This window comes from Lunatimonas salinarum (genome assembly GCF_017811155.1).
Classification (GTDB): domain Bacteria; phylum Bacteroidota; class Bacteroidia; order Cytophagales; family Cyclobacteriaceae; genus Lunatimonas; species Lunatimonas salinarum.
The window spans coordinates 1-17670 of sequence record NZ_JACVCV010000025.1 but is presented as its reverse complement, the minus strand read 5'-3'; the positions used below and the strand labels follow the sequence as shown (position 1 = coordinate 17670).

Sequence of the window (17670 nt, the reverse complement as noted above, 5' to 3'; positions counted from 1 at the left end):
TCCCAGTAAAGATGAAAAATACAACAGTTTATTCCATAATGGCAGGGATTGTGTTGGCTTGCGCTTCTTGTAGCGATGAGTTTCTTAACAAGACAGACCCTACGGTCTTGGTGGCCGATACCTTCTATAGCAATGAAAAAGAAGTAGAACAGGCAGTTGCCGGCGTTTATGGTATGCTTCGTGGCCATTTCAATAACGAATGGCAGTACAACGAGTACATTTCCGACAACACGACCCTTCATTTCAATGTAGGCAATAGAGGTAACGGGCCGGCCCTGGAAGCGATCGAGTTTTGGCAGTACAACGCTGCTACACCGAATGTGGCAACCCTGTACAACAATATCTACAGTGTAATGGTCAATGTGAACACCACCCTGGTTCGCCTACCGGACGCCAATGCCTCAGATGCCGTAAAACGGCGGGCAGAGGGGGAGATGAAGATGATCCGTGCATACCTGTATTTTCAGTTGGTGCAGCATTTTGGAGATGTGATTATTGTAACGGAACCGGTAAGTACACCCTCTGAGGCATTTGCGTTAGAGCGACAGCCCGTAGAGACCGTTTACCAATTGATTGTCGCAGATCTAAACGATGCGATCGCGGCGTTGCCTGTAAGCCATCCGGCCAATCAAACTGGTCGGGTAACTAGAGGAGCAGCGCTTTCGCTGCTAGGTAAGGTACACCTTACCCGCAAGGAATACCCGCAGGCGATTGCGGCCCTTAATCAGGTGACTACCTTAGGGTATGAGTTACTTCCAAACTATGGCGACATCTTTGTGCCAGCCAATAAAAACCACAAAGAATCAATTTGGGATATTCAATACCAAGGGGACAACCTGTTTGGGGTGCACAGCAGCTTTATTTACACCTTTGCACCGCGTGAATCCGGTGGTGCTGTGATCAACTTTCCTGGCCAGGAAGGGGGTGGATGGAACACACCTACAAGGGATATCATTGCTGCATACGAAGAGGGAGACCTGCGAAAGGAACCGTCTTTACAGGAGGGCTATACCAACCTGCAAGGACAGTGGGTTCCCGTTCCGTTTATCAATAAATTCAATCATCCCCATACGATTCGGGGGGTTACCAATGACAACTGGCCGGTGATACGGTATGCGGATGTGTTGCTTATGCTGGCTGAGGCGATCAACGAAGCTAGCGGACCCACCGGAGAAGCATTTGGCTACCTGAATGCCATTCGGGAGCGTGCCGGCTTGGATCCGTTGAGCGGTTTAAGTCAGGCTGCGTTCCGGGAGGCGGTGCTTAAAGAGCGAAGGATTGAACTGGCCTTTGAAAACCACCGTTGGCTGGATCTGAAGCGCACGATGACTACGCCCGAGTTGGTTTCTTTCCTGAATGCATACGGGCTTAGGGAGCGTGCCAATCCGACTACTTCCCGAGGAGGTATTCCTTTTTCCAATGATGATTTTGTGTTTGAGGCGCATCAGGTGCTCTTTCCAATCCCTGAAGTACAGATGCGGATTAATCCATCTACCCGACAGAACCCGGGTTACTAGCATCGTTTTTGGATAGGTAACCTATCCATGAATGTCCATTCAGCCAGAGAGGTCCTTACAGGGATTTTCTCTGGCTTTTCTTTTTTTTTAACCTATATGATTTTTTGAAGCAGCATAGTACAGGATGGTTTATAGAAAACTTTAGCGTTAATTAGAATTACGTTTGGCAGGATACTGCCTGGCGTTAAATCTATTATTAACCCAAAAAACCAAATGATTATGAAGGTAAATCATTACTTGACCGGGAGTGGCAAATCGCTGCTCCTTACTTTTGTATCCATGCTGCTCGCCCTGGGCAGCTGGGCACAATCCGCCATCTCAGGCGTAGTTCGTTCCGAAGGTGATAACGAGACCATACCTGGCGTATCTGTGTTGGTCAAAGGAACAACTCGGGGAAGCGTAACCGACCTGGACGGGATGTTTCAGGTCAATGCGTCTCCGGGAGAAGTATTGACGGTAAGCTACATTGGTTACACCACCAAAGAAGTTCCCGTTCTGTCCGGGCAGACGAGCTATGAAATTACACTGGCCTCTTCCATGAGCGACCTTAGTGAGGTAGTGGTTGTGGGCTATGGTAGCCAGTTGAAGAAGGAGATCACGGGGGCGGTACAGACCATACAAGGGGATGACCTGTTGGATATTCCGGTTCCCTTAATGGCACAGAAACTACAAGGACAGTTGGCCGGAGTGCAAATCAATCAAACTACTGGACAGCCGGGCAGAGGAATGAACGTACGTATCCGAGGACAGTTATCGGTATCTGCGGGAAGTGAGCCTTTATACGTAGTGGATGGGTTTCCCATTACGGGTGACATCTCCACTTTGAACCCGGACGAGATTCAGGACATTACCGTTTTGAAGGATGCCGCTTCTACTTCCCTCTACGGGTCTCGTGCGGCAAATGGTGTCGTGCTGATCACTACCAAAAGAGGCAAGGCCGGACAGTCAAGCGTATCTCTCAATGTGTACCGGGGACTGCAAAACGTACCTCATTATAACCGCTTAGAAATGATGGACGCCGTGGAGTTTGCACAGTTTAAAAAGGAATACTTCGAAGATGCGGGACGTCCTGTGCCTGCCATGTTTCAGAATCCTTCCCAATACGAAGGACAAACCCAAGACTGGTACGATGCCTTGCTTCAGACCGCACCGATTTCCAACTATAATCTGACAATTAACAACAATACCGAAAAAATGCGGACTTCGATTGTGGCAGGGTTTTTTGACCAGGAAGGCGTTGTACTGAACACCGACTATGAGCGCTTTTCGTTGCGAATCAATTCCGACTTCAAAGTATCGGACAAGCTAACCGTGGGGTTTAACCTGGCCCCCACCTACATTCGTGACAATATCCCCAGAACCGATGGGTCCAGGGGTACGGGTATTTTATTTAATGCCTTGCATACCTGGCCAAACATGCCTATATACGACGAAAACGGGGAACTAACCTACTTTAATCGGTTTCCCAGTGAAACCGGTAACATCTTCGCCTATCCAAATTACGTACGTTCAGCCTTGGAAATTACCAATGAGACCAAAGAGACCAACTTGCTTTCCAATGCCTACATTCAGTACCAACCTATCGAGGGGCTGGAACTCAAATCGACCATCAACGCGGAGCTCAGAAACGACAGGTTCTTTTACTTCAATCCGTCAACGGCCACGCCGGGGATGAACCAAGCCATTCCCACGGTAGCGCGTTCGACACGGGATGATCGGGAAATCTTCAGCTGGTTGAACGAAAACACAGTAACCTATACCAAGTCGATCAACGATCACAACTTCCAGTTGTTGGGCGGATTTACCAACCAGTACTTCCGATTGGATCGTACTCAAGTGGTGGGAGATACCTATGCAGACGATCGTTTACCAACCATACAGGGTGCGCTAAACATTAACAGAGGAAGTACGATTTCTGACGTGCAGGAGTGGGCATTGACCTCTTTCCTAAGCCGACTAACCTATAATTACCAAGGCAAGTACTTATTGACGGCTGCCATCCGTGCCGACGGATCTTCCCGATTTGGTTCGGAAAACAGGTGGGGGGTATTTCCTTCCGTATCTGCAGGATGGGTGGTGTCTGACGAAGGCTTCCTTAGTACCAGTGACAAAGTTTCCTTCATGAAAATGCGGGGTAGCTACGGAGTAACCGGTAACAATAACATCGGTAATTACACGCAGTACGCCCTGGTAAACAATACCGTAAATCACGTTTTTAACAATACTGTGGTACCTGGAGCGGCGGTTACCTCACTCCAAAACCCTTTCTTGGGATGGGAAACAACCCATCAGTTTGATGTCGGATTGGACCTGGGTTTGTTTGATGACCGTGTTCAGTTTGTGTATGATTTTTATACCAAGAATACTACCAACCTGCTTTATAATGTGCAGATACCTCAGGAAGCAGGCTTCGGTAGCATCACCGATAACATTGGAGAGATTAAGTTTTGGGGACATGAATTCTCAGTCACGACCCGAAACACGCAGGGAAAACTGCTTTGGACCACCAATGCAAACATTTCCTTTAACCGTAACCGGGTAATGGCGCTGGCAGAAGGGATCGATCGCGTTTACGGTCAATTCCACATTACGCAAGTGGGGCAGCCGTTCGGACAGTTTTACGGACTGAGAAAACTAGGGAACTACATGAACGAGGAAGATCTGAACAGTTCTCCTCAGGTACCTGGACGTTCTAGGGTAGGTTCGATCAAGTTGGAAGATATCAACGGAGATGGGATCATCACGATCGGTGGAAACAACGACGACCGTACGATCATTGGCAATCCCTTTCCGGATTTCACGTATGGCATCACCAACAACTTCAAGTATGGAAAGTGGGACATGAATATCATCACTTCCGGATCGCACGGAAATCAGCTGTACATGCGCCACTTGTTTAGTACCGCCAACCTGGACGGCGTGTTCAATATGGTTCGTAAAGCGACTGACCGCTTCCGTTCGCCCGAAGATCCGGGAGAGGGAATTTTCGGAACCACTGTGGGTGGCGGAAACGTAACCGGTATCGAACGAGATTGGGCAAACAGCAACTTTGTTTGGGATGCATCCTTCTTTTCCATCAAAAACATCACGCTTGGCTTCAATGCAGGGGCCATCGCGAATGTGGTAAAGGCGGCCAGGTTTTATGCCTCCGTGCAGAATGTTTACATCTTTACACCTTATTGGGGAGGACCCAATCCGGAGGTTAGCCAGCAAGACAACGGACAAGGAGACGGTGGAAACCTGAGTCCAGGAATCGACTTGACCGGATACCCGGTTCCACGTACCTTTACCATAGGTGCAAACTTTACGTTCTAAAGCCACTTTCACCTTAAATTGACCGACAAATGAAAAAAATATCGATATATATAGCACTATTGGGAATAATTATGTCAAGTTGCGAAGACTTCTTGACAATTGCCCCAGAAACATCCCTAAGTTCGGCGACGTTTTACAAAACAGAATCTGATTTCCAACAAGCCGTAAATGCTACCTATGCGCCGCTACGGACGATCGCAAACACCCGATCTTGGTTGTTGTGTGAGATGCGCTCGGACAATACCATCTATGCCCGTAATATTAACTTTGGTGCTACAGAGCAACAGGAAGATATCTCCGACCACTGCTTGCCGGATGATCAGGGAATTACGACCAACACACACGTATTGAACCAATACCGACAGGATTACCTGATCATTGCACGTGCTAACCAGATTTTGAGCCAGATCGACCAGGTCGAATTCAATCAGGCAGCGAAGGACAATTTAAAAGGGCAGACGCTATTTCTTCGCGGATACGCCTATTACGAGTTGGCCCGGTATTTCGGAAGTGTTCCGCTGCATTTAGTCCCGGTGACTACCCGGGAAGAAGCGGCCCAGCCTTTGGCTCCGGAATCTGAGATTTATGCACAGTTGATCAGTGATATCCAATCTGCTGTTAACTTGCTCCCTGTGCGTTCACAGCAGGGTGTGGGCCGTGCCTCCAAGGGTGCCGCCCAAATGTTGCTGGCAGACGTATTTATAACCCAGAAGCGCTGGGCAGAAGCTGAGACTCTGCTGAAGGGTATTGTCAATAGCGGGGAGTATTCGTTGATCGGCAATTACGAGGATGTGTTTTCCGAAAGTGTGGGCAATAAAAACAATGCGGAGTCTCTATTCGAGATCCAGTTTCTGGAAGGCCCAGAGGGCTTGCATAGTAGTTTCCTGTACAGCTTTATGCCACGGCCCATTTCTTTGCAGGAATTGCAGCCCATTACCGGTACTTCCAACCCGCAGCCGCTGGACGGTGAAGGAAATAATATTCCTACCCCAGATATTATTGCGGCATATGAGGAAGGCGACCTGAGAAAGGATGCTTCCATCGCTTATGTTGAGATAGCAGGCAGTGACCGGGAAGATAAGGTATATCCATACATAAAGAAATACGCCAAGCATCATGCCCTGCACAATGTTCATGGCATGAATTGGCCCATTTACCGCTATGCGGAGGTGTTACTCTTCTTAGCGGAAGCTTTGAATGAACAGGGTAAGACAGTAGAGGCTGCAGGGTACTTGAATCAGGTTCGGAACCGTGCCGGATTAGCAAATTCGACCGCATCCGGGCAGGCCGATATGCGAGAAGCCATCTTTAAGGAAAGAAGGGTAGAATTGGCCTTTGAAAACAAGCGCTGGTTTGACATTACCCGGGCGGACAGGGTGCAGGAGATCATTGGTGATTTTGGCGCACGTGCGCTGGCCAATCCGCTGGATTACTACTATCCTGCCGGAGCTACGTTTCGATCTATTGCCTTTACCAACATCACTAAATACTATGCACTACCAGCTGCAGAAGCAGAAATCACTCCGCACTTCTAATCGGATATTTCTGAAATACAGGTAGTTTGTCAAAATTTAAGCACCGGAATGGCAGCATATAAATTGCCCTCCGGTGCTTACTTGGTTTCATTCAACAGCAGGCCTAAATTTATAAATGGCACACTCATCCCACCATCGGTTTTTGTTTGCCAATAATATGCGATAACTTTCAAGTCCGTTTCACCCTGTATGATAAATCGATACACGAAATAACAACAATAACAGATAACCAATGAATTATAAACTCGTATTCAAGCACTTCCCGGTGCTGCTTATCGCCGCACTGCTCTTTGCCTGCGGTGGTCAGGAAGAAACACGGGAGCCCAATCCCAAGGTGGATAAATTAAAATTTCCTTCTGGGTTTGAGGTAGAACACCTGTATAGCCCTGGCGTAAACGATCAGGGATCCTGGGTGGGAATGACCTTTGACGATAAGGGAAGGATGATCACTTCCGATCAGTATGGTGCGATTTATCGCCTTGAGATACCTGCCATAGGATCCGATTCATTGACCCCCAAAGTGGAAAAGTTAAAGATTGGTCCGAACGGGGAGGAAAAGTTGGGAATGGGATTTGCCCAGGCGGTTACCTATGCCTTCAACAGCCTCTACGTGATGGTAAACCACAATCCCAATGACCAGTTTGACAAAGCAACCGGGTTGTATCGCCTGAAGGATACCAATGGTGACGATCAGTTTGACGAAGTGATTGAAGTGAGGACTTTTACCGGAGGGCAAGGAGAACACGGCCCCCACAGTATTGTGGTGTCTCCAGATGGACAATCCTTGTACATCGTGGTCGGTAACCACATCGATGTGCCCGAGATGGACCACTACCGCATTCCACGGGTTTGGGAAGATGATAACTTGATTCCAGAGATCAAAGATCCCAGAGGGCATGCCAATAGCCGGGGTGCCCCAGGAGGATGGATTGCCAAGATTGACCCGGAAGGCAAACATTGGGAGCTTGTCAGCGTAGGCTTCCGAAATGAATTCGACATCGCCTTTAACGAAGTGGGGGACATTTTCACCTACGATTCCGATATGGAATGGGACTTTGGTATGCCTTGGTACCGACCCACCCGTATCAACCACGTTACCAGTGGCAGTGAATTTGGCTGGAGAACCGGCAATAAAAAGTGGTCTCCAGACTATACCGACAATCTTCCCGCCATCTTAAACATTGGACAGGGTTCACCAACTAACGTGGTCTCTGGTGCCAAATCCAATTTCCCCGATAAATACAAGCGGTCCATCTTTGCTTTTGACTGGAGCTTTGGGATTATCTATGCCATGCAGATGACCCCTCAGGGAGGTAGTTATGCTGTGAAAGCGGAAGAGTTCATTTCCGGATCTCCACTTCCCCTGACGGACGGTATTTTCGGTCCTGATGGCGCATTTTATTTTGCCACGGGTGGACGTAGACTGGAGTCGGATCTTTATCGGGTGTACTATAAAGGCGACTTAAGTAACGAGGCGTCGCAGGGTCTTAAGGAAGCTGATCTTCCGGAAGAACACAAAATCCGCCGTATGCTAGAGGAATTCCACGTAGGCGGACCTAAGGCGGGTGCCATAGAGGCCGCATGGCCCTACCTAAGCCATGCGGATCGCTTTGTCCAATATGCTGCACGTATCGCTGTGGAGCATCAGCCGGTAAGTGAGTGGCAAGCAAAGGCATTGGCCGAAGAAAATCCCAGAGCCTTGGCACATGCGATTATCGCACTGGCAAGGCACGGGAGCAAGTCCCAGTTAAACGGCATGTTGGAAGCATTGATGAAGCCAGATTTTGCGGCACTAAGTGAAGAAGATCAAATGAACCTTGTCCGAGCATTTGAGGTGGTGTTGTTTCGCCATGATAACCCAGCAGGTGCCATGCGAAGCAAGGTGATTGCCTATTTGGATCCGAACTTCCCGGCTTCTACCAACCGACTAAACCGCGTAATGGGCAAGGTCTTGGTCAAGTTAGAAGCACCTTCCGCGGTGCCTAAGCTGTTGGCCATGCTGGATAATGCGGAAGATGATCCAAACTTCCAGAAAACGTTTACCTCATCCTCTGATTTGATCATGAGGAATCCCCAATACGGATTGGATATTGCCGGGATGTTGGCAGCAGTGCCTCCAGCACAGCAGACCTATTATGCGACGGTGCTCGGAGGTGCCAAAGCAGGATGGAATGACCAGAATTACGAAAAGTACTTCACTTGGATAGACAACGCTTTCCAATACAAAGGCGGTAGAAGCTACGTAGGTTTTATCGATCGTGCCAGGAAAATGGCGTTGGCTACTGTTCCCAAGGATAAATTTGACCATTACAACGAGATGTCAGGAGCTGCTAGGCTCACAGGTAGTGGCAATGATCTTCAAGTGGCGGCTGTTCAGCCGGAAGGACCCGGACGTCGATGGACGGTTGAGGAAGCAGAACCATTGATGGCTCAGCTCGCTGGCAGGGACTTTGAGAAGGGCCATGCCATGTATCAGGCCACGCTTTGCCAATCCTGCCATGCCATGCGTGGTGAGGGCGGTGCAGTGGGTCCCGACCTGACGCAGCTGGGAACACGCTTTTCGCCAAGGGATATCCTGGATGCCACCATCAACCCCAGTTCCGAGATTTCGGATCAATATGAAGCGACTGTCTTTGTAATGAACGACGAGTCCACTGTGGTGGGCAGGTTGATTACCGAAGAAGACGGGGTGTATCATGTGTCCCAAAATCCCTTTGCTCCTAACGATTTAAGGGAGATACCCAAGAGCCAGGTGAAATCGACCAAAGTTTCGGAGGTTTCGGTGATGCTTCCAGGTCTGATCAACCGGCTGAACGAAGAGGAATTAAAGGACTTAATGGCCTACCTGATTTCTGGAGGTAATCCGGAGCACGAGGTATTCCAATAAACAACTATCGATCAGGTAAGCCTGCTTTGCGGGATCTGTGCGTGTCATCCGGCACCACCTGGATTTCCGGAAAGCAGCCTTCCTGATTTTTTTGATTATACCATGGCCTCCTGCTATGATGGTCGGTCGGCTATTACCAAAAAGAACAGTACCATGATAAAAAACATCTTACCTCTGATGGCCTTTGTGGCCCTTGTAGTATTCAGCTGTAACGGGCAGCGCGCTGCGCAATCCGGTAGCAACGATGGATTTAACTCCATCTTCGACGGCAAATCCCTTTCCGGTTGGGAGGGCGACGCCACTTACTGGCGCGTCGAAAATGGGAGTATCGTCGGCGAACTGACAGAAAATACCCCGCTTAAAGCAAATACCTTTTTGATCTGGGAGGGTGGACAGCCTTCGGATTTCGAGTTGAAAGGAGAGTTTCGTATCTCCGAGCGGGGAAATTCCGGTATTCAATATCGTAGTGACCGGCTGGCGGACGTTCCCTTCGCACTAAGAGGTTACCAAGCCGACATCGATGGTAGAAATGCCTATACCGGACAAAACTACGAAGAGCGTAAGCGTACCACGCTTGCCTATCGTGGACAGAAAACCAAAATCAATCCCCAGCCGGGAGGAGGGAACCCCCGAGAGTACGTGGAACGGAATGCATGGAAGGGCTTGGAAGTGATCGAAGAGTTGGGTGACAGAGATGCGCTTAAGGAAAAAATCAACGCGGAAGACTGGAATACCTTTCATTTGGTCATCAAAGGAAATCGACTGCAGCACTACATCAACGGCGTGCTGATGAGTGACGTGACCGACGAGGATCCGGCTAACCGGGCAGATTCCGGCTATTTGGGGATTCAGGTTCATGTGGGCCCTCCAATGAAGGTTGAGTTAAAAAATTTGTACTTGAAAGAACTTTAATCCACCTGAATCAAGTGTTCCTTGGTGACCGAATATTATGCTGGAATTCCCGTTGGAATAAGATAGGGTTTCCATTTCCACGCGTTTGCTTTTCGAAATAATAGTAGATTCTTTGGCAGTTAGTGGCGGATTTTAATTGTGCAGGCTAACCACTTCCCAACTGTGCTCGGAGTACCCGACACAGCAGGATAGTGGTTAGCTTTTGATTGCTTATATTGGGAGTGGAAAAAAATAACATGGACAACAATACAGAGGAGTTAAAGCACAGGATGCGCGGAAAGGTTGGAAACCGCTGTCAGGTGGGAGGAATAGAGCTGGCTGTCTTGGACAATGGTCCTGCAAAGGGCAGCCGGATTGCTTGGATAGATACCGGTGCCGGTCTCCGCTATAAAGTGCTTTTGGATCGGGGCATGGATATTGCTGAGGCCTTTTACCAGCAGCATTCCCTCGCTTGGATGAGCCATTCGGGTCCGGTCAATCCCCAGCCTATGTCGGATCGGGGGATAGATTGGCTGCGTACCTTTGGTGGTGGTCTCATGACTACCTGCGGGCTGTGCCATGTCGGGGGCCCGGAAGACGATGGTTTCGGCAGTAGGGGACTTCATGGCAGAATCAGCAATACACCGGCGGAGCTAGTTCAGGTAGACCAACCAGATCCCTTGATGGGAAAAATGGATTTCTGTCTTATAGGAGAGATCTTTGAAAGCCAAGTGTTTGGCCCCCACCTGCTGCTTCGACGAAAAATCAGTGGAACGCTTGGAAATCCCTCCCTTCGTGTGGAGGACGAAGTGATCAACCGGGGAAATACGCAGGCACCGCACATGCTTTTGTACCACCTGAACTTGGGGTGGCCGCTGCTCGATGAGGGGGCAGAAATCGTGTGGTCCGGACACTGGCATGCAAGGGATCAAGATCCCAACAACCGAATCTTTAACCCGTCCAACAATTTCAAAGCCTGCCCAGCACCGCGCGCAGACCATGCGGGCAGTGGGGAAGACGTGGCCTTTATAGACGTGGCGGCAGATCGCAGTGGGCGCTGCTTCACCGGAGTACACAACCCACGCCTAGGCTTTGCGCTACAGATTGCATTTCAGAAAAAACAATTGCCTTGGTTAATCAATTGGCAGCACTGGGGCACAAATGAATACGTGATGGCCTTGGAGCCGGGCACCAACCCGCCCATAGGACAGGCCAAAGCCCGGGAGGAGGGAACATTGATTTTCTTGGAGCCTGGAGAGTCACGCAGCTACAGATTGGATTTTGAAGTACTGCATGAACCCGCTGCCATAGAGATACTGACGAAATGGAATTCCATCTAAAATAACTAACAATAAATCGATTTACTACCTATGAGTTTGGCAAAAAAAGCATTAGAAGAAGGCCAGGGCATTTTGAGACTGGCTCCTAACTGGGTTCCACGTTCATTTTGCGTACCCGGAAGAAGGATCAAGCTGCATCCGGATGATTATTATATCTTGGGCGGCGAGCGCGGCGGCATTGACGAGCGCTGGTTTTCATCCACCACCCCCGCCGAAAACGGCCCGCTAACAGGCAAAGACGAAGGCTTGAGTAAAGTGGTAGTGGGGCCTGAGGGTAAGGAGGAATTGATTCTGTTGAAGGATGTAATCGACGAGCTTCAAGGAGCCATCATCGGTGACCGGATCTGGAACGAGTACAAAAGCTGGCCTATGTACTCCAAGTTTTTTGACAACATGGGGCCCCTTCCCCACCACATACACCACAACGACGAGCATGCCGCCAAAGTAGGCCAAAAAGGCAAGCCCGAGGCCTATTACTTCCCGCCCCAGTTGAACAACCATGGGGGAGATTTCCCCTACACCTTCTTTGGCATTGCGCCAGGTACCACCAAAGAGCAGATCAAAGAATGCTTGATGAATTTTACCAAAGGGGATAACAAAATCACCAACTATTCCCAAGCTTTCAGACTGCAGCCGGGAACCGGATGGGATGTGCCTCCGGGGATGCTTCATGCGCCGGGAAGCTTGTGTACCTATGAGCCGCAGAAGGCTTCTGACGTATTTGCCATGTATCAGTCGCTGGTAAATGAGGCGATTATTCCGGAAGAACTGCTTTGGAAGGGCACGCCCAAAGATCGAATCGGAGACTATGATCAGTTGATGGAGGTGATCGATTGGGAATTGAACGTTAACCCCAACCTGCTTGAGACGCGCTTTATGGAGCCTATTCCGGTTAAGCCGTTGGAGGAAATGGAAGCGGCTGGATACATTGACAAGTGGATTTGTTACCGTTCGGCTGATTTTTCCGCGAAGGAATTAACCGTCCTCCCAGGACAGACGGTCGTTATCAAAGACAGCGCCGCCTACGGCTTTATCATGATGCAGGGGCACGGCACCATAGGGGTGTGGGATATAGAAACCCCGGCTTTGATCCGTTACGGGCAGCTTACCCACGACGAGTACTTTGTGACGGAAAAAGCCGCCATGGAAGGGGTGAAGATCACCAATCTCTCCAAGACGGACCCCATCGTGATGCTTAAGCATTTCGGCCCGAACAATCCCGATCTGAAATTGTAAACATCTATTGGAGAAAGGCGTTAAAATATGCGTATACTCTAGGGTAAATGCATTATTTTTATCTGCCTTACTTCTATTAGTACATTAATCAGTTAGTTAACCTAAAACCATTTTAATTATGTCCCAAAATAATTTTCCAAAGTTACATAATGCTACTTGGCCTGGGATTGTAGGTAAAGGGCCTGATTCCGAGCCGGTAATTTCACTGGACGAGATGCTTCAATTCACCGCCAATGCGGAGGTAGACGGTGTCAAGTTTGACGGTGTGGATGTGGGGTTGTTTGAACCCCATGTAAACTTGGAAGGCGGAGATGACGAGGCCAAGAGGCTGGCGGATAAAGTCTCGGCTTTAGGCTTGAAGATCGGCAGTGTGGTAGCACCCATCTGGGGTGGTCCCATACTGGGCTCCGACGAAGATAGAGCGACTTACCTCGATATGGTGGAGAAGTCCTGCAAGTTTGCCCAAAAGCTAAAAGACCTTGGCGTTAGAGAGTACGGGATTGTGCGTGTGGATACCGCAAGTAGTCCGGAACAATGGGCGAAGGATCCCAAGGGAAGTCAGAAAATCATTGTGGAGACGCTAAAAGAAGCTGCCAATATCGCCGGAAACTACGGGGAGAGGCTGGCTGCCGAAGGCGAAATCTGCTGGGGAGGTATGCACTCTTGGAAAACGATGCTGGAAACGCTGGAATCGGTAAACAGTCCGAATTTGGGCTTTCAGGCTGATATGGCCCATACCCTGCTCTATACCATGGGATATAACTTTCCGGAGCACAGGATATTGCCAGAGGGATACGATTGGCAGGACAGAAGTGTGCTGACCGCGGCGTTGAAAGAAATGACAGCAGCCCTACGTCCCTGGACGATCGACTTTCACGTAGCTCAAAACGACGGTTCTGTATTTGGATCCGGTTCACACGATAAGACCGGTCGCCACTGTCTGGCTACCGATCCCCATGGCAAGCTCAATGTAGTGGAAGACGCTGCACACTGGCTGAGGGATGAAAACGGTAATCTTACCAAAGCCTTCAAGCATATCTGCTGGGATGGCTGTATGTTCCCCAACGCCGTCATGGGCAAGCAGCAAACCTGGAACGATATCTTGGCAGCGCTGATCAAGGTGCGAAACGCCCACGGCTGGAGTGAATAGACTCCGCATTTTCTTTGATGTAGTTTTAACGTTAAATGTGAAATAACCATGAGTGAAAAGAAGCCAATACGAATTGCCATGATCGGTACGGGTTTGATGGGAAGAATCCATACCAACGGATATAAAAGACTGGGAGACTTCTTTCCCGAATACGAATACCGTCCAGTGTTGCAGGTAGCCTGTTCACGTAGGGAGGAAAAGATCAAAGCCTTTGCCGAGCAGTGGGGCTATGCCTCCTACGAAACAGACTGGAGAAAAGTAATCGAGCGTGACGATGTAGACGCCGTGGATATCTGTACGCCCAACGACACCCACGCCGAAATTTCCATCGCCGCCGCCAAGGCCGGTAAGATGATCCTTTGCGAAAAGCCACTGGCACGTACGTTGGATGAAGCCAAAGAGATGGTGGAGGTGATCGAGAAGGCTGGAGTGAAAAATACCGTTTGGTACAACTACCGGCGTATTCCTGCGGTTACGCTTGCCAAGCAGGTGGTGGAATCCGGTAAATTGGGAAAAATATTCCACTACAGGGCCAATTTCCTACAGGATTGGACCATCAGTCCGGATTTGCCTCAGGGGGGGGATGCGCTGTGGAGGTTGGATGTGGACGCAGCTGGATCCGGAGTTACCGGTGACCTGTTGGCACACTGTGTGGATACAGCGATGTGGCTAAACGGTGGTATCAAGGACGTTTCCGCGGTGACGGAGACCTTTATCAAGGAGCGGGTGCATCAAGGTAGCGGAGAGAAGAAGAAAGTTGGTATTGACGATGCCTGCCTATTCCACTGCCACTTTGATAACGGTTCCCTGGGCTTGTTTGAAGCTACCCGTTATGCACGTGGACACAAGGCGCTATATACCTTCGAAATCAACGGAGAGCACGCCTCTATCCGTTGGGATCTGCACGATATGAACCGGCTGGAATACTTTGACCATAGCGATGATTCGATCGTAAGAGGTTGGAGGTCCATCCACGTGACCGACGGCGATCAGCCCTATATGAACCGTTGGTGGATACCCGGTACCAGTGTAGGGTATGAACATTCCTTTATCCATCAGGTGGCCGATTTCTTCAAGAGCTTGGAGACCGGCGAGCCCTGTCATCCTACCTTCCGAGACGCCTACGAAACACAGAAGGTATGTCAGGCCGTGCTCGACTCTGCCGCGTCACGTAGCTGGAAAGATACCGGCGTGGAGTGGGTGGAAAAGTAAAAAAAGAAAGTAGCCGATAGAATCGGTTTTACCTAATAAATAGCTAAGCCCGGAGCCGTGTTCCGGGCTTTACTTTTTATCACTAGTTCTTCCAGAGGTAGTAGGATCTATTCTCCCGAACAGGGAGTAGTATCCACTACACCCGATTGTCTTTTCCTTTTTTGAACAACGCAAAATTCGTCAAGCCATTTGTTGTGGCAGGATATCCGGGAATAAGGTTCACGCAAAGGCGCTAAGACGCAAAGGAAAATAGGGGTGGATTTGTCTCTCTCGTTGCGAGGAGGAGTCAACAATACCTGTAGCAAATTTTTTGCACCACCCCAAGGGCGTAGCTCTGCCATGTTCAAAAGTCCTGTTCCGGTTTTTCCGGGAGAAGAGATTCACGCAAAGGCGCCAAGACGCAAAGGAAAATAGAGGGGATATGTTCGTCGACCTCGGTCCCAATTGGAATCAAAAATACAAATAGCAAAGCCTTCTAACTACCTCAGGGCAATAGCCCTGCATTCTTCAATAGAGCTGTTCCGGTTTTTCCGGGAGAAGAGGTTCACGCAAAGGCGCTAAGACGCAAAGGAAAATAGAGGTGGATTTGTCTCTCTCGTTATGAGAAGGAATCAAAAAAACGAGTAGAAAAGGCTTCTAGCTTCTGCAGGGGCGTTGGATTGTTATCTTCAATAGATCTGCTCCAGTTTTTCCGGGAGGAGTGGTTCACGCAAAGGCGCTAAGACGCAAAGGAAATAGAGGTGGATTTGCCTCTCTTGTTGCGAGAAGGATTCGAAAATACCAGTAGCAAAGTTTTGAACGACTCCAGAGCCGTAGCCCCGCGTACTTTACCCATAACGGCAAGCTGTACCTTTCTCTTAACCATCCCGACGATAACCCCTCGGGAAATCAGATGGTGTTTGTGGGGTTTAAGCCGGAGAGGTTGTAAATTGGACGAGTATAACTATGAAATTTACAATGCTGACGCGATTTCCGTCTGGTCTCTTCCAGATCTTATAGTTAAACTCAGGCCTGTAGTCCCAGAACATTAATAATCGTAGGGGAACCACGATTATCGAATAGCCGGTCGACTCTAACCTTGGATCAGATGTAATCTAATGTGGAAATTTTTCTAGCCTTGTCGGATCGGTTCCCGAAACCAGGCCTGTAGGGCCTGAACAACAATAACCGTGGGTGGCAACCCACGGCAGCGGGACTACCTACTACCTCCAACCCCGGATGGGGTTGAACTTGACGTAAATGACTTTATAGGATAAAATAACCTCGCATTCAATCCATTATTTGGAAGCGGGTTTGTCAAGGGAAATCTTCTCCACGGATGGACAGATGGTTCGCAGGACTTGTTCAACCCACTTTGGGGTTGAGGGTGGGATGGATGTCTGTCAATCCCCGCCCTGGGGCTGTATCAGGAGGCGGAGGAGGCCTATCAACTGGCTGTGGACATGCTTCCTGACCGTTTTTATGCAGGGTACTTGTTGGCAAAACTTTATTCGGAGACAGGGCAAACCGGAAAACTGCTGCCGATTGCATGTTATCTGCTGGAAAAAGATCCCAAGATCCCTTCATCCGCAGTGTATGATATCAAAGCGGACATGAACCTCATTTTGAAACAATACCAAGAAACGAACTGAGTAATAAACCACCCTGTCCGGTTTTGTCCTATTTTTTTGGTTTCATCGTAATTTTTATTAGCTTAATTTTATCTCGTAAATATTTTATTGTTCATTTAAATAATAACAACATGAAATCGAGCACGACGCAAGCGACACACGGAGGAACGATTGTAATACGTGCGAGATTCCATCTGACCGCTTAAAGACAAATTATAAACAGATGAAAAATTATCTAAAAGCAAGCAAATGGCTGCGGTGGGTCGCTGCGGGTGCATTCGGCGTTATGCTGGTACTTAACATCATGATCAGCTTAGAATTTGAGAAGGATAAGACGCTGCCTTCGTTGACCTTGATTGAACTGGGGAATAGGGCTTATGCGCAGGGTGAAAATGGAAGTGGTGGAAATTGTATGCCAAAACCTATCGATGTGTCATGTACAGCAGGAGGGCCAGGTGCTTCTCAATGCTTACTTGACGTGGAAGTATTGGGTGTATCTAGAAAACTTCAAGTTACCTGTGTAACTGAGGGGGGATGTTACGCTTGTTGTTGGAACAATTTCCCTGGCCCCAACTATGGAGCTAATTGTTTTAAAGATTAAGGAATGAAGAACATATTAACATTACTGGTTTTGGTTTTTTCTTTTTCATGTGACCCTCCTAAGGTAGTTGAGAACGGAGAAGTCAAAACCATTCCTTTTCAAATTAAGGATATGGTTGATGTAAATTTGTCCGATGTAGTAGATGTCAATAAAATCATTCAGTTGGAATTAAATGAACAAGCACTAATTGGAAAAATAGATAAGCTGATACAGCATGGAGACAGGATTTATATTTTAGATAGACATATTGCCAAATCAGTATTGTGTTTTAAGAATACCGGAGATTTTCTATTTAAGGTAAGCAACTTTCTTGACCACAAAGATTTTCCTGATATGGATTTTGCCTTTGACGATTTTATCGTGGACAAGGAAGGCG

General features: G+C 48.7%; 12 protein-coding genes. All 12 read left to right on the top strand.

Annotation, left to right across the window (positions count from 1 at the left end):
* Positions 1 to 11: 11 nt before the first annotated feature.
* Positions 12 to 1517, top strand: a complete 1506-nt coding sequence (locus IAQ59_RS20245; protein WP_209332681.1) for a RagB/SusD family nutrient uptake outer membrane protein — start codon at positions 12 to 14, stop codon at positions 1515 to 1517.
* A 219-nt stretch (positions 1518 to 1736) separates the two neighbouring features.
* Positions 1737 to 4832, top strand: coding sequence for a SusC/RagA family TonB-linked outer membrane protein (locus IAQ59_RS20240; RefSeq protein ID WP_209332680.1), 3096 nt, complete (start codon positions 1737 to 1739; stop codon positions 4830 to 4832).
* Positions 4833 to 4861: 29 nt separating this feature from the next.
* Positions 4862 to 6367, top strand: coding sequence for a RagB/SusD family nutrient uptake outer membrane protein (locus tag IAQ59_RS20235; RefSeq protein WP_209332679.1), 1506 nt, complete (start codon positions 4862 to 4864; stop codon positions 6365 to 6367).
* Positions 6368 to 6599: 232 nt separating this feature from the next.
* A complete protein-coding gene (locus tag IAQ59_RS20230) occupies positions 6600 to 9254 on the top strand; it encodes a c-type cytochrome (protein ID WP_209332678.1) in 2655 nt (884 codons plus the stop codon).
* A 153-nt stretch (positions 9255 to 9407) separates the two neighbouring features.
* Positions 9408 to 10166 (top strand): 3-keto-disaccharide hydrolase, encoded by a 759-nt coding sequence (locus IAQ59_RS20225; protein ID WP_209332677.1) that lies wholly within the window; start codon positions 9408 to 9410, stop codon positions 10164 to 10166.
* A gap of 236 nt (positions 10167 to 10402) precedes the next feature.
* Entirely contained in the window at positions 10403 to 11485 is a 1083-nt protein-coding gene (locus IAQ59_RS20220) for an aldose 1-epimerase family protein (RefSeq protein WP_209332676.1), read from the top strand.
* Between the two features lie 30 nt (positions 11486 to 11515).
* Positions 11516 to 12721, top strand: coding sequence for a class I mannose-6-phosphate isomerase (locus IAQ59_RS20215; RefSeq protein WP_010856540.1), 1206 nt, complete (start codon positions 11516 to 11518; stop codon positions 12719 to 12721).
* A gap of 118 nt (positions 12722 to 12839) precedes the next feature.
* Positions 12840 to 13871, top strand: a complete 1032-nt coding sequence (locus IAQ59_RS20210) for a sugar phosphate isomerase/epimerase family protein (protein ID WP_209332675.1) — start codon at positions 12840 to 12842, stop codon at positions 13869 to 13871.
* A 48-nt stretch (positions 13872 to 13919) separates the two neighbouring features.
* Positions 13920 to 15083: a Gfo/Idh/MocA family protein gene (locus tag IAQ59_RS20205; RefSeq protein ID WP_209332674.1), complete on the top strand. Its 1164-nt coding sequence runs from the start codon at positions 13920 to 13922 to the stop codon at positions 15081 to 15083.
* A 1442-nt stretch (positions 15084 to 16525) separates the two neighbouring features.
* Positions 16526 to 16714 (top strand): hypothetical protein, encoded by a 189-nt coding sequence (locus IAQ59_RS20200; protein ID WP_209332673.1) that lies wholly within the window; start codon positions 16526 to 16528, stop codon positions 16712 to 16714.
* 202 nt (positions 16715 to 16916) lie between these two features.
* The gene (locus IAQ59_RS20195) at positions 16917 to 17294 is read left to right on the top strand and encodes a hypothetical protein (protein ID WP_209332672.1); all 378 of its coding nucleotides are present in this window, start codon (positions 16917 to 16919) and stop codon (positions 17292 to 17294) included.
* Between the two features lie 3 nt (positions 17295 to 17297).
* Positions 17298 to 17670 (top strand): 6-bladed beta-propeller (locus IAQ59_RS20190; protein WP_209332671.1); only part of this gene is annotated, 373 nt, incomplete at its 3' end.